Annotated in this window: 15 protein-coding genes; 7 read left to right on the top strand and 8 right to left on the bottom strand. The window is 30.1% G+C overall.

The annotated features are described in order from the left end of the window. Window positions 1-49: 49 nt before the first annotated feature. The 5 genes from C4S75_RS00290 to C4S75_RS00310 all read right to left on the bottom strand — a co-directional run bounded on the left by C4S75_RS00290 (window position 50) and on the right by C4S75_RS00310 (window position 3,082). Window positions 50-319, bottom strand: coding sequence for a cell division protein ZapA (locus tag C4S75_RS00290; RefSeq protein ID WP_105296321.1), 270 nt, complete (start codon window positions 317-319; stop codon window positions 50-52). Between the two features lie 6 nt (window positions 320-325). Then, window positions 326-619 carry a hypothetical protein gene (locus C4S75_RS00295; protein WP_105296322.1) on the bottom strand — a complete coding sequence of 98 codons (294 nt, stop codon included), beginning with the start codon at window positions 617-619 and terminating at the stop codon, window positions 326-328. Window positions 620-963: 344 nt separating this feature from the next. Then, the gene (locus C4S75_RS00300) at window positions 964-1,725 is read right to left on the bottom strand and encodes a porin family protein (protein WP_105296323.1); all 762 of its coding nucleotides are present in this window, start codon (window positions 1,723-1,725) and stop codon (window positions 964-966) included. Window positions 1,726-1,752: 27 nt separating this feature from the next. Next, entirely contained in the window at window positions 1,753-2,475 is a 723-nt protein-coding gene (gene ubiE / locus C4S75_RS00305; protein WP_105296324.1) for a bifunctional demethylmenaquinone methyltransferase/2-methoxy-6-polyprenyl-1,4-benzoquinol methylase UbiE, read from the bottom strand. A 40-nt stretch (window positions 2,476-2,515) separates the two neighbouring features. Continuing rightward, entirely contained in the window at window positions 2,516-3,082 is a 567-nt protein-coding gene (locus C4S75_RS00310; protein WP_105296325.1) for a hypothetical protein, read from the bottom strand. 103 nt (window positions 3,083-3,185) lie between these two features. Between C4S75_RS00310 and C4S75_RS00315 the strand changes: the two genes are divergently transcribed. The 7 genes from C4S75_RS00315 to rlmN all read left to right on the top strand — a co-directional run bounded on the left by C4S75_RS00315 (window position 3,186) and on the right by rlmN (window position 10,641). Next, complete coding sequence (locus C4S75_RS00315) at window positions 3,186-4,268, top strand: 3-oxoacyl-ACP synthase III family protein (protein WP_105296326.1); 1,083 nt, start codon at window positions 3,186-3,188, stop codon at window positions 4,266-4,268. A 29-nt stretch (window positions 4,269-4,297) separates the two neighbouring features. Beyond that, on the top strand, window positions 4,298-5,524 hold the full coding sequence (locus tag C4S75_RS00320) for a metallophosphoesterase (RefSeq protein ID WP_105296327.1): 1,227 nt from the start codon (window positions 4,298-4,300) through the stop codon (window positions 5,522-5,524). A 73-nt stretch (window positions 5,525-5,597) separates the two neighbouring features. Then, on the top strand, window positions 5,598-6,458 hold the full coding sequence (locus tag C4S75_RS00325) for a YicC/YloC family endoribonuclease (protein ID WP_105296328.1): 861 nt from the start codon (window positions 5,598-5,600) through the stop codon (window positions 6,456-6,458). 7 nt (window positions 6,459-6,465) lie between these two features. Beyond that, window positions 6,466-7,107, top strand: a complete 642-nt coding sequence (gene gmk / locus C4S75_RS00330; RefSeq protein ID WP_317164154.1) for a guanylate kinase — start codon at window positions 6,466-6,468, stop codon at window positions 7,105-7,107. A gap of 267 nt (window positions 7,108-7,374) precedes the next feature. Further along, window positions 7,375-8,226, top strand: a complete 852-nt coding sequence (locus tag C4S75_RS00335) for a glycoside hydrolase family 25 protein (RefSeq protein ID WP_105296329.1) — start codon at window positions 7,375-7,377, stop codon at window positions 8,224-8,226. A 305-nt stretch (window positions 8,227-8,531) separates the two neighbouring features. After that, window positions 8,532-9,581, top strand: a complete 1,050-nt coding sequence (gene queA / locus C4S75_RS00340) for a tRNA preQ1(34) S-adenosylmethionine ribosyltransferase-isomerase QueA (RefSeq protein WP_105296330.1) — start codon at window positions 8,532-8,534, stop codon at window positions 9,579-9,581. A gap of 19 nt (window positions 9,582-9,600) precedes the next feature. Next, window positions 9,601-10,641 carry a 23S rRNA (adenine(2503)-C(2))-methyltransferase RlmN gene (gene rlmN / locus C4S75_RS00345; protein WP_105296331.1) on the top strand — a complete coding sequence of 347 codons (1,041 nt, stop codon included), beginning with the start codon at window positions 9,601-9,603 and terminating at the stop codon, window positions 10,639-10,641. A gap of 79 nt (window positions 10,642-10,720) precedes the next feature. On the opposite strand, the gene pnuC is transcribed toward rlmN, so the two are convergent. The 3 genes from pnuC to C4S75_RS00360 all read right to left on the bottom strand — a co-directional run bounded on the left by pnuC (window position 10,721) and on the right by C4S75_RS00360 (window position 13,832). After that, window positions 10,721-11,413 carry a nicotinamide riboside transporter PnuC gene (gene pnuC / locus C4S75_RS00350; RefSeq protein WP_105296332.1) on the bottom strand — a complete coding sequence of 231 codons (693 nt, stop codon included), beginning with the start codon at window positions 11,411-11,413 and terminating at the stop codon, window positions 10,721-10,723. Window positions 11,414-11,432: 19 nt separating this feature from the next. After that, a complete protein-coding gene (locus C4S75_RS00355) occupies window positions 11,433-12,332 on the bottom strand; it encodes a DMT family transporter (protein WP_105296333.1) in 900 nt (299 codons plus the stop codon). Between the two features lie 78 nt (window positions 12,333-12,410). Further along, window positions 12,411-13,832 carry a glutamate synthase subunit beta gene (locus tag C4S75_RS00360; RefSeq protein ID WP_105296334.1) on the bottom strand — a complete coding sequence of 474 codons (1,422 nt, stop codon included), beginning with the start codon at window positions 13,830-13,832 and terminating at the stop codon, window positions 12,411-12,413. Window positions 13,833-13,835: the final 3 nt, after the last annotated feature.

The raw sequence follows: 13,835 nt of genomic DNA on the forward strand, positions 1-13,835 counted from the left end.
TACATTTAATTTTAAATTCTATGATCTATTTGGAAATGCGTTACTTTATCTATAACAATTTTTTTATTTTTTTTATTTTAAGCAAAATTTCATTTTGTTCCTGTGATTTTTCCCTTAAAATGTTTTCTAATTCTGAAGCTAGTTGTAAAGCCGCCATAGCTAAAGCATCTTGTTTTTCAGAAATGTTATAGTTTTTTTCAAAAGTATTAATGTATTTTTCTATTTTTTTTGCAGCAATTCGTAATATCTCTTCTTCCTCACTTTGTACTACTAAGGGGTAATTTCTTCCCGCTACTCGTATATTTACTTTTTGAGACATTTTTATTTATGAATTCTGCAATTCTGAAATACATGCATCTATTTCTTTAATCATTCTATTCATCTGCAATTTCATCAACTTCTTATATTCTCCACTTCCAGAAATTGCATTAATAACTTTCAATCTTTTATTAAGCTCTTCAAGTTCTTTATATTGTTTTTCTTTCTGAATAAATTTATCTTCATTTTTTAAAAGAGAATTTTCTAGATATTCATTTTTTCTTTTCAACTCTTCATTTTCCTTCTTTAATTCGAGAATCTTATTTTCCAAATCATTAATTCCCTGAATAATCTCTTCCATATTAGAACGAAAAATTTACTATTCTAACTCTCTTGCAAATATATGAAATTCTTTTTTAAAAAAGTTAATATCCTAATATAATAGTTTATCCAACAGAATTTCATCAACATTGTTTTAAATAACAAATCCCTACAGTAAAATTTAAAATTTTATATGATGTTTTTAAGTTAATTATACTGAATTATTTCAACAAGTTGTTTATAAATTGAAATAACTCCATTTTAACTTTTAATTTATTATATGCTGATAAATTAGCAGAAAAAAAGAATCGGCAGACCAAAATAGCTAAAATTTTAAATAATTAATAACAACAAAAAGCGGTATAAAAAGAGATTTAAAAATAATTATTCGAATTTAATTGAAAAGACTACAGCTCTGGTATGTATCGACTTTAATGCACCTGCCCAGTACGGAGGAGTTCCCGGATTATCTGCAACCAGTTCATTATTGAAAAAAAATATTCCCCTTACTGACGGAGTCATTTTAAATCGCTTAAAGTAAAGCTCTATACCGGCTTCTAATTGATAAGAAAAGTTATTAGTTTTCATTCGGAAGATTTGATCGGTATTATCCTTTTCTTTTTTCTCATTACTTTGTAAGTTTATTAACCAACTTAAACCGGCCTGTACATAAGGTCTGGAATTATACCATCGGTCCCCGTGAAAATTTAAAAATAAAGGAAAATCTAAATATGTAGATTTTACATTTCGTTTGACATCTTGTTCTGTGTAAGTAGTTTCCAGACCATTGGCAATTTCTTCATCGATGATCTTTTGAACATTATTAAAAATTAAATCGCGTTGTGTGAAGTGCATAGCCGGTTCCAACCTCAAATCAACGTAGTCATGAACTTTCATTTTGCCAATTAAACCTACAGTAAATCCGCCTTTAGAATTCACATCAACCAAATATCTGCCGGTATGTTCTAAACCTTCTTTGTTAGGATGAATTTTTAAATCAAAATAATTCATTGCTAAATAATACCCCCAGGAAAATTCCTGATCATCAAAATCAGTATACCTTTCCATAACATCTCTTGAACGGAACTGCGCATTAACTCCACAATGTATTACTATTAATAATAAAACTATGACTAATTTCTTCATAGTAGAGAAAACGATTTTTTTATTTATTTATTTTATTCCCTCATAGACAGTGGCTACTCCAAATGTCAATCTTCTAAAGCTAGCCTCCTTAAATCCATTTTTAAGGATCAAGTTTTTCATATTTTCCCCATAGGGCATAGCATCAACGGAATTGGGTAAATAAGTATACGCTCGAGAATCTCCTGAAATTATTTTTCCTATGCCGGGTAATATATTTTTAAAATAGAACATAAAGAAAGGAGCAAAAAAACCACCGGGTTTTGAAAATTCTAAGATTAACAATTTTCCTCCCTTTTTAAGTACTCTTCCCATTTCAGAAATACCTTTTTCTAAATTTTCGAAATTACGAACTCCAAAGGAAACTGTTACAATATCAAATTCTCCTTCTTGAAAAGGTAAATTTTCCGCATCTCCTTTAACTAGTTTTATTCGGTTATTCAGTCCTTTTTTATTTATTTTAACTTGACCGTAATCCAACATTTTTTGGGACAAGTCTAAACCTGTAATTGAAGCTTTTGTTTTTTTAGCGTGTTCAATTGCCAAATCAGCCGTTCCTGTAGCAACATCTAATATTTTTTCGGGGTTATATGCCACCACTTTTTTTTCCAATTGATTCCGCCAATAAACATCAATGTTAAAAGATAACAATCTGTTTAAGAAGTCATAATTTTCAGATATATTATCAAACATCTGTTCAACCTGTTTCTTTTTACTTTCTGTTTCGTTATATGGCTTTACAATATTTGGCATATTATTAATTTGCTGTTCTCAACTTACAAAAGTAACTGTTTTATTCAAATGTTGACCGATAAAACTCTAAAAATTGGTTTTTTCTGAATAATTTAATCCTTGATTCTATGGAATCTACTTTATTAATTATTTTAGGGAAATTTTGATTAATATTATAATAGAAATCTTGTATTACTAATTGGTTGTATTCGCCAATTTCACCTATAAACTCTTTTCCATTGATATTTTTTCGATGGGCTCGATATATGGAGTCTCTGTTTTTTATATGACCATAATATCTTTTAAAAGTGAAATAGGTTGCTAAAGAAGGATTAATAAGCCCCCTTTTATTTTTAGTTATTACAAAAAAAGTATCTTTTAAAATAATATTCCCCTGTTTATTTTGACATGAAATTGTATTCTTACCCGAATTAACAGGAATTGACAAAGATTGTCCTCCCGCGAGTAAATAACTTTTTCCATTTACAAATACTTTAATTTCTTCCTTGTTGGGATTATCCAACAAAAATTCATCATTCTTTTCAATATAAAACTTGTATATAAAAAATGAAATTAATCCTATAAATAACGCTATCAATAATCCTTGTAAGGAATTTTTATTCAGCATATAACCTTACTTTGATGCACAAAGGTAACAATATAATAGATTTTTTAGTAATTATTACATAAATTTGTCAAATTATTATCAAGAATAATATCACAAATTTAATATGTTGCAAAGTATTATAACTGGCTCTGGATCGTACTTACCTAAGAAAGTCGTTCCAAATAGCAATTTTGAAGGAATTACTTTTTATGATGAAAACAGGGAACCCATAACGAAACCGACTCCAGAAATTATTAAAAAATTTGCAGATATCACTGAAATAACTGAAAGACGTTACGTTGACGATGACAATGTGATGAATTCTGATTTGGCAGCTGAAGTAGGTAGATTAGCAATTGAAAACGCAGGAATAAATAAGGAAGAACTCGATTATGTTATCGTAGCTCACAATTTTGGAGATATTGATGCTAATGAAAGACAAGTAAGAATTATGCCTTCCATAGCCGCTTTAACCAAGAAAAAGATTGGTATCAAAAATATTTTGTGTAAGCCCTATGATATGAACTTTGGATGTCCGGGATGGAATGAAGGGATGATTTTAGCCGACCAATTATTAAAAGCAAAAGTGGCAAAGAAAATATTGGTTATAGGTTCTGAAACTCTTTCCAGAACTGTTGATCCTTATGACAGAAATTGTATGATTTTTTCTGATGGAGCAGCAGGTGTAATACTTGAATCCAGAGAAACCGATAAACCGGTAGGTATTCTTCATCATTATACCAGAAGCGATAATGGAGAAGAAGTATCTTATATTGCTACAGACTCCTCTTTAAATCCTAATTATGTCGGATCGAAAGCTAACATCCGAATGAAAGGAAGAAAAGTATATGAATATGCCCTAACTTACGTTCCTCAAGTCGTAAAAAAAGTGATCGATGATGCCGGATACACCATATCCGATATAAATAAGGTACTTATCCATCAAGCGAATGCAAAAATGGATCATGCTATATTAGAAAGAGTTTTTAAATTATATAAATTAAAGGTAACCGATATTCCGGAAGGAATTGCTCCCATGACTATACAAAAATTCGGTAATTCTTCTGTAGCAACCATACCCACGATGTATGACATGATGGTTAAAGGTAACTTTTTAAACCAAACTTTGAAATCCAATGATTTGGTCATATTTGCCTCAGTAGGTGCAGGGATGAATATCAATGCAATTTTGTATAGAATGCCATAAAATTTAATTACTGAAAATTCAAAAATACATTGGGCACTTTAATAGGAATATTATTTATTGTATCATTAATTATTGAATATTATTGTTATCAAGCTATTAAAGTATTGACAACTAATAAACTTTTTAGAAAATATTGGTTAGGTTTTTCAATTTGTGCTTTATTGATTATTCTTATTTGGTCCATTTTTATTGATAGAAATAACAAAGGGCAAGTTCATTTTTTATTAGGTTTTTTTATGATTGTTTTCGTTCCGAAATTTGTTTTGGCTATAACGATCATTTTTGAGGACCTCATAAGAATGCTGACCTTTTTAGTTAGAAAAGTTACATCAAAACCTTCTGCAAATGACGCATATTTACCTGAAAGAAGAAAGGCTATAAGTGCTATTGGTTTAGGACTTGCAAGTATTCCTTTTTTATCCATTATTGAAGGTATTGTTTGGGGTAAATTCGATTTTAGAGTAAGGAAATTTACTATAAAATTTCCTGATCTACCCGAAAATTTTGACGGGTATAGAATAGCTCAACTTTCTGATATACATTTGGGAAGTTTTAACATTAAGGATTTCGATAAGGTTGCCAGAGGGATAAAACTTCTAAATGATCAAAATGCTGATCTATTTGTTTTTACCGGGGATTCTGTTAATAATCTGGCGGATGAAATGGAACCGTGGCTTCCTTTGTTAAAAACCATAAAAGCTAAAGACGGTAAATACTCCATTTTAGGGAATCATGATTATGGGGTTTATGTTTTTGGAAAGAATGAAATTGCTCAACAAAAAAATATTGATAAATTAAACGAATATCATAAATCCATTGATTGGAAATTATTAAGAAATGAATCTATAAGACTTTATAAAGATAACCAATTCATCAACATTGTAGGAGTTAAAAATTGGGGAGCAGGACATTTTCCTAAAGATGGAGATATAGAAATTGCCTCTCAAAACATTAAAGATGGTGAATTCAATATTTTATTATCACATGATCCTTCCCATTTTGATGCTATTGTAAAAAATTTTTCAAAGAAAATGCATCTTACCTTATCAGGCCATACTCACGGAATGCAGTTTGGAATAGAAATTCCCGGCGTTATAAAATGGTCTCCTATTAAATATAGATACCCTAAATGGGCGGATTTATATCAAGAAAAGGATAAATACCTTTATGTAAACCGTGGATTTGGTTTTATAGGATTTCCGGGAAGAGTAGGAATTTGGCCGGAAATAACTATAATTGAATTAAAAAAAGGTTAATTTTGCAGTTCTTTTAATTGCAAAACTACATTTAAATTAACTACGCTTAGTTATAACCATATTTTTATTAACTATGTTACAATCAATGACTGGCTATGGTAAGTCAGAAGTCAATACAGAAAATTTAAAAATTTCAATTGAAATTAAAACCCTTAACAGTAAATCTCTTGATTTATTTGTAAGGATATCGCCTAGATATAGAAATAAAGAGCTGGAATTAAGAAAAATTATTGGTAATAAATTAGTAAGAGGAAAAATAGATTTTTCAATAGTTATTGAAAATTTAGGTGCAGAAAATAATTCTCGAATCAATGTAAATGCTGTTAAAAATTATATTTCCAATTTGGAAGAATTACAAATAGAAGGCACACCCTTGGATTTCCTTAAGATGGCTATAAGAATGCCTGAAGTATTTACTAATCAAGAAATTGAAATTAGTGATGATGAATGGACTTTGGTCTTAGAATGTCTAAACGCTTCTCTTGAAAAAGTAAACGATTTTAGAGCTGAAGAAGGAAAGTCTTTAGAAAACGTTTTAAAAAAATACACTCAAAATATTCTCATTTCATTATCTGAAATTGAAAAATACGAAAAAGAAAGAGTGGATTCCGTAAGGCAGAAATTAGAAAAACAATTATCTGAATTGAAAGTCCAATTTGATGAACAGCGTTTTCACCAAGAACTTGTATATTATATTGAGAAATTAGATATAAATGAAGAAAAAGTACGCTTAAAACAACATTGTGAATATTTTTTTAAAGTAATTGAAGAAGAAGATCAAGCCGGAAAAAAATTAGGATTTATTGCCCAAGAAATGGGAAGAGAGATCAATACCATTGGTTCTAAAGCCAATCATTCTGAAATTCAAAAATTAGTCGTACTAATGAAGGACGAACTTGAAAAAATAAAAGAACAAACTAATAACGTTTTATAATTAATTCATGGGGTTAATCTATCAAAAACCGGGAAATGATACGTTTCAACTTAAAGAATTGCTTCCTGGAAAGCCTATGGAAGGCAAATTAATTATTTTTTCAGCTCCTTCCGGTGCCGGAAAAACAACCATTGTTCAATATCTTTTATCCATATTTCCTGAAATTTCATTCTCTATTTCTTGTACTACACGTCCTAAAAGAGAAAATGAAGTTGACGGAAAAGATTATTATTTTCTTACTGAAGAACAATTTCAGGAAAAAATAAAAAATAATGAATTTATTGAATATGAAGAGGTTTATAAAGGACGATATTACGGAACTCTTCATTCAGAGATAGAAAGATTATGGAACCAAGGGAAACATGTTATTTTCGATATTGATGTAAGGGGTGGACTTAATCTTAAAAAACAATTTAAAGATAGAGCATTGGCAATTTTTATAGCGCCCCCTTCTTTAAAAGATCTTGAAGAACGATTGAAAAATAGAAATACTGAAAATTTAGAATCCTTATTAACCAGAATTCAAAAAGCGGATGAAGAGCTTTCTTTTGCCAAAGATTTTGACGCTGTTATTATTAATGATAATTTGGAAAAAGCTCAAAATAAAGCTAAAACGTTAGTAAAGAATTTTCTCGATATAAAAGAATAAACTAATTACTTTCTTCCACCTCGAAAAATAATGCCATTATCATTCCGCTAATTATACATATTGTTTAAAAAATAGTATCATAAAACTATAGGGTTTAAAAATATGAATTTTTAAGAGTTTAATTTACTTAAAAAATTTCTTGGGAAAGCACAATTTACCTAGACATTTTTTTTAATTCATGTAGCATTTTTTAAATTTGAATAATCTTATTTCAAATGAACTAAATAATTCATAATTAACCAACTACTATTTTTTTTTTATATTTTCATGAAAGGAAGAATAAACAAGAAAAACAGTAAAAAGGAAATTCCCTATAAACTCTATTATTGGCTAACGGGTATAATTATTTTTTTATCTGTTCTTTTCTTTTTTAGAACTTCACTCATTATGTATTATTACATTATAAAAGAAAAATTAGCTATCGGTGAATTCGGAAATGTAAATTTCCAAAAGAGCATTAAAATATCTGAAGCCGAAAAGATTCAGGCTGTTTTTAAAAAATATAAAAATTATGCTTTCGGGTTGGATATAAGTCAACATCAAGGTAAAATTCTTTGGGATAGCGTTCAAGACATTCATAAAGATATTCCTGTCTCCTTTGTTTTTGTTAGAGCAACCCGAGGTGCTTTTACTCAGGATGCTTTTTTCAAAAAAAATTGGAAAAATCTTACGAAAAAAAAAATACTCAAAGGCGCATATCATTATTATGATGTGAATAGAAATTCTACCCTACAAGCAGAAAACTTTATTAAAACCGTAACTTTGAATAGAGGTGATTTGCCTCCTGTACTTGACGTAGAAGATCTGCCTAAAAATCAATCGTTGGAATTATTGAAATCAGGACTTATCAATTGGTTGAACATAGTTGAAAAAAACTATAATGTGAAGCCCATTATTTATTCTAATGATTCATATTTTATCTATCATATTTCTGATCTTGATTTAAGTGAATACATTATATGGACAGCAAACTATAACCCTATAGAAAGTCCTTTGCACCAAAAATGGATTTTTTGGCAATTTACGGAAAAGGGGATTGTCAAAGGATTTACACAAAATTTTGTAGACATCAATGTATTTAATGGAAGCATAGAAGAGTTACAAAGACTTACTCTTTAAAAAAATAAGGGTAGAAATATTTCCACCCTTATTGCTCTAACTAAGTATAAATTTATTTGAAAGAAATTTACTTTAAAAAAAATTAATTTACTTTTAAATTATATGATACCAATAAAATCTAGAAATATTATTCTATCATGACTAAATAATTAACATTTACTATTTTATCAATAAAACTTATAATTTAAGTTAATATTTTCAAAAAACTTGCCAAAAAGTCCTTTAGATAAAGAGCATACATAAATAAATACTTGACTTTAGGGGTATGCTTATTGTATATTTGTAATCTAAACATAATTTTAATAATGAAAACTTCAGATTTTGATTTTAAATTACCTCCTGAACTTCTTGCGGATAGACCTTCCAAAAACAGAGATGAGGCACGGCTAATGGTGGTACATAAAAATACAGGAGAAATAGAACATAAATTATTTAAAGATGTCATTGATTATTTTGATGAAGGAGATGTATTTATTTTAAATAATACAAAAGTATTTCCGGCTCGTTTATATGGTAATAAAGAAAAAACAGGAGCTCAAATAGAAGTTTTTTTATTAAGAGAGCTGGATGCCGAGTCAAGAATTTGGGATGTATTGGTAGATCCTGCAAGAAAAATAAGAATTGGAAATAAATTATTTTTTACGGAAGATGACAGTCTAGTGGCTGAAGTTGTAGATAATACTACTTCCCGAGGCAGAACCTTACGTTTTTTATTTGACGGATCTTATGAAGAATTCAGAAGAAAATTAAAAGAATTAGGAGAAACTCCTCTTCCAAAATATATTAAAAGAAAACCTGATTCAGAAGATGCTGAAAGATATCAAACTATCTATGCAAAAGAAGAAGGTGCAGTTGCTGCTCCAACGGCAGGTCTACATTTTTCAAAACATCTGTTAAAAAGATTGGAAATTAAAGGTATTGAATTTGCTGAAATTACTTTACATGTAGGATTAGGTACTTTTGCTTCAGTAGAAGTTGAAGATCTTTCCAAACATAAAATGGAAAGTGAGCAAATTTCCATTTCAGAAAAAACTTGCAAAATAGTAAATCATGCCATTGAAACCAAACACCGTGTATGTGCTGTGGGTACAACTTCCATGAGGGCTATTGAAACTTCAGTTTCTGCTAACAAACGATTAAATCCATACGAAGGATGGACCAATAAATTTATTTTCCCTTCTTACGATTTTGGTATTGCTGATTCCATGATTACCAACTTTCACACCCCTAAATCAACTTTAATGATGATGGTTTCAGCTTTTGCCGGATATGATTTAATTATGAAAGCTTACAAAGAAGCTATTAAAGAAAATTATAAATTCTACTCCTATGGAGATGCCATGTTAATCATTTAATTATAGCATTATAGTAACTTTGAATCAAAATAAGAAAGATATTAGAGCCTTAAGTTTACAAGAACTTGAGGCTTATTTTTCCTCAATAGGAGAAAAACCTTTTCGAGCCAAACAGGTTTATGAATGGCTCTGGAATAAAAATGCTCATTCTCTTTCAGAGATGACCAATCTTTCCAAATCTTTACGTGAAAATTTAGAAAATCATTTCTCGATCAAGCCGGCAGAAATCCACGTCATGCAAAGATCTATCGACGGAACTATTAAAAATGCCGTAAAATTACACGACGGAAATGTCGTGGAATCGGTTCTGATTCCTACCGCTAAACGGACTACGGCTTGTGTTTCTTCGCAAGTTGGATGCAGTTTGGATTGCACTTTTTGCGCTACGGCACAATTAACACGAATGAGAAATTTAACTGCCGCAGAAATCGTAGATCAAGTAACTTTAACTGATAAACAAAGCAGAGAATATCATCAAAAGCCCCTTTCCAATATAGTATTTATGGGAATGGGAGAACCTTTACTCAATTATTCTTCCGTAACGGATGCAATCCGAAAGATCACGGAGGACAAAGGATTAGGGATGTCTCCCAGAAGAATTACCGTTTCTACTTCCGGAATTCCTAAACTGATTGAAAAATTAGCAGATGAAAATTTAAAAGTTAAATTAGCCTTATCCTTACATTCAGCCATTGAGGAAAAACGCAATCAATTAATGCCATTTAGTGTAAAATTTCCTCTAACAAGTATAATGGAATCCCTATCCTATTGGTATCAGAAAACTAAAAGTAGAATAACACTGGAATATATTATTTGGAAAGGAATTAATGACGGCAATGAAGATATAAGAGCATTAATAAAATTTTGTAAATCAATACCGTCAAAAGTTAATTTAATACAATACAATTCCATAGAAGGAGGAAATTACTCTCAAGCCAATTCAAACATAATTCAAAATTATGTTACCGCTTTGGAGCAAGAAAATATCATTGTTAAAATAAGAAAAAGTAGAGGGGATGATATTGATGCAGCCTGTGGACAACTCGCTAACAAGCATTAATATAAAATTAAATTTTGAAGAAAGTTTAACTTAAATACTAAGTTTACTTACCTAATAATTATTTTTTTAATCTGTTGCCTTAGTTATCAGAATTGGTATACCATTTATATATTCCTACTAGCGCATTTATTTCATATAATATGGATTGAACAGCAAAAATATAATTATGCGAAATCAGATTTAATGATAACCAAACTAAATTACTAACACTCCACAAAACCCAGGAAAAAGGTTGTCTCATGATCATAGTAAATTGAGCGGATACTCCTATCATAAAAGCAATACAATTAAGTAAAAGTATGTAAGGAGAAGAATCTTTTTTAAAAAAATAATTCCCAAAGAAAAACATAAGAATTATTCCTATTATACAGAATAAGATCGTACATATTAAGGCTTTTTGATTCATTTTTGATACTTTGATTTTTCCTTCTTGATCTTGATTTTTTTTCTTAGTCCATAGAATCAGCCCGAAAACATGAGTTATAAAATAATATAGATTACTACACGCCATACCTACATTTCCAAATAACAGATGGGTATATATCTCGCCAATATTTGCCGACATTCCCAATAAATTGGATACTATCGGCGATCTATATACCAACACGTTAACACAAACATAACCAAGCAAAGCGGTTACGGTAAAAATTAGTATATGGGAAAGTGTTTCAGCATTGTCTTTCCACATAGCATATCCCAAGTATATGGTTAAAAAAAACGCAACAATAAACCAGGTAATTCTAAGTATTTTTTCAAATTTCTTTGTAAACATTTTACTTAATTATTATATTTTAATTTTGTTTTCTTTTAATTGTTACTCCGTTCTCTGATACATACACCCCCGATAAAATACATACGGTACCTAGAAAAGTAATCATCGTTATACGTTCCTTTAAAATAATTGATGCCGAAATGATTGCTATCAACGGTACTAAGTAGATATAATTGGTTGTTTTAATAATTCCAATTTTCTTTATTGATAAATTCCAGGTAAAAAAACATACCATAGATGCTATAATTCCTAAAAATAAAAGATTAAAAATTACCGTAGGAGTTAGCAATAAATCTTTTTGAAATTTGAAAGGAGCTATTAAAATAAAAGGTATTATAGTTACTATTCCATAAAAAAATAATTTACGGGTTATGAAAAGTATAGAATAGGTATTACTGAGCTTATTTAAAATCAAAGTATAGACTGTCCAAGAAAGTACTGCCGTTAAAGCCAATAAATCTCCACAAAAGTTTATCTCGAGTATGAAATTACCATTAAATATTACTAAAAAAACTCCTAATAAAGCTAATAAAGAACCATACACTAAATTTTTAGTTACTTTTTCTTTTTTATTTATTATTATAGTAAAAAGAGCTGTTACTATGGGATTAGTAGACAATATTAATGATACATTAGAAGTTAAAGATAATTTCAAAGCCATATTTTCTGTTATAAAGTATATTGTTCCTCCAAATAATCCGATTAACAAGAACAGAAATTCATCTTTATAATTTTTTGAAAAAATAACCTTAGGAGAAAAAAACCATATGCAAAAATAAGCTAATAAAAAACGGTATAAAAAGATCTCTACCGGACTTAATCCGTCATTCATTAATACTTTGGTTGAAATAAAGGTAGTACCCCATATACAAATCGTTATTATAGCTAAAATATGATATTTTAAATTTTTATTTTTCATACATTTAGTTAGTATTACAATAAAAAAGAACTGATAGTTTTATAAAACTATCAGTTTATTCCAAGATTAAAAAATATACTAGTTTCTTAGGAATTCATCTATATGCCTAGCCGTTTTTCTTCCGGAAGCGATGCTTGTTACCACCAAAGATTGACCGCTCACACAATCACCTGCTGCAAAAATTTTATCCACATTGGTTTTTCTAGTTTCATCGGTATGAATATTTTTTCTTTCATTCATGATGATCTCCATTTCTTCTAAAAAACCTTCTTGAATGGGATTGACAAATCCAAGGGCCAAAAAAGCCAAGTCAATTTTTAATATTTCGGGTTCTCCCACTTCTTTCATAGTAAATTTTCCTGATGAGTCTTTTTCCCATTCAACTTCTACTACTTCCACTCCGGTTAATTTTCCCTCTTCTCCGATAAATCTTTTGGTATGTAACGACCATCTTCGCTCACATCCTTCTAAATGTGAAGAAGAAGTTTTTAAATAGACCGGAAAAGGAACGGGCCATCGGTTTTCAACTTCTTTTAACTCTTTAGGCTTTGATAGTATTTCAATTTGTATAATATTAGCAGCTCCTTGTCGATTAGCCGTTCCTATACAATCGGAACCGGTATCTCCTCCTCCGATTACCAAAACATTTTTTCCTTTTGCGTTAATAAATTCTTCTTCGGAAATGGTTTCTTTAGCAACGATCTTGTTTTGCATTTTTAAATATTCCATTGCATAATGAACTCCTTTGAGCTCCCTTCCCTCAATTTTCAAATCTCTGGGCATCTGAGACCCGATGGCGATACAAACGGCATCGTAATTTTTTAAAATCTCTCTTCCTTTTATATCTTTGCCCACTTCTGTGTTGACTATAAATTCAATGCCCTCCTCCTTCATCAAATCAACACGTCTTTGAACTACATTTTTGTTTAATTTAAAATCGGGAATACCATAACGAAGCAATCCGCCTATGCTCGTATCTTTTTCATAAACTGTTACAGTATGTCCTTTTTTATTGAGTTGATTGGCTACTGCCATTCCTGCCGGACCGGATCCAATAACAGCTACTTTTTTTCCTGTTCGTGCAGTTGGAATTTGTGGCTTCATGAATCCCTCGGAATAGGCGTGTTCCATTACGGCCGCTTCATTTTCTCTAATGGTAACAGGCGAATCTTCAATCGCCAATACACAAGTTTTTTCGCAAGGTGCCGGACATACTCTGCCTGTAAATTCAGGAAAATCGTTGGTAGATTGTAAACTTCGAGCAGCTCTTTTCCAATTTCTTTTATAAATTAGATCTTGCCATTCGGGCATTTTATTTCCTAATGGACAACCGTATTGACAAAATGGAACTCCACAGTCCATACATCTAGATGCTTGTAAGAATCTATCTTCTGTATTTAATGTCTGCTCTACTTCTCCATAATCCGAAATTCTTTCATGTCTAGGGCGATACCCTGCTTCTTTTCTGTTTATTGTTAAAAATGCTTTAGGATTTCCCATTTT

It is taken from the genome of Apibacter sp. wkB309 (genome assembly GCF_002964915.1).
Taxonomy (GTDB): Bacteria; Bacteroidota; Bacteroidia; order Flavobacteriales; family Weeksellaceae; genus Apibacter.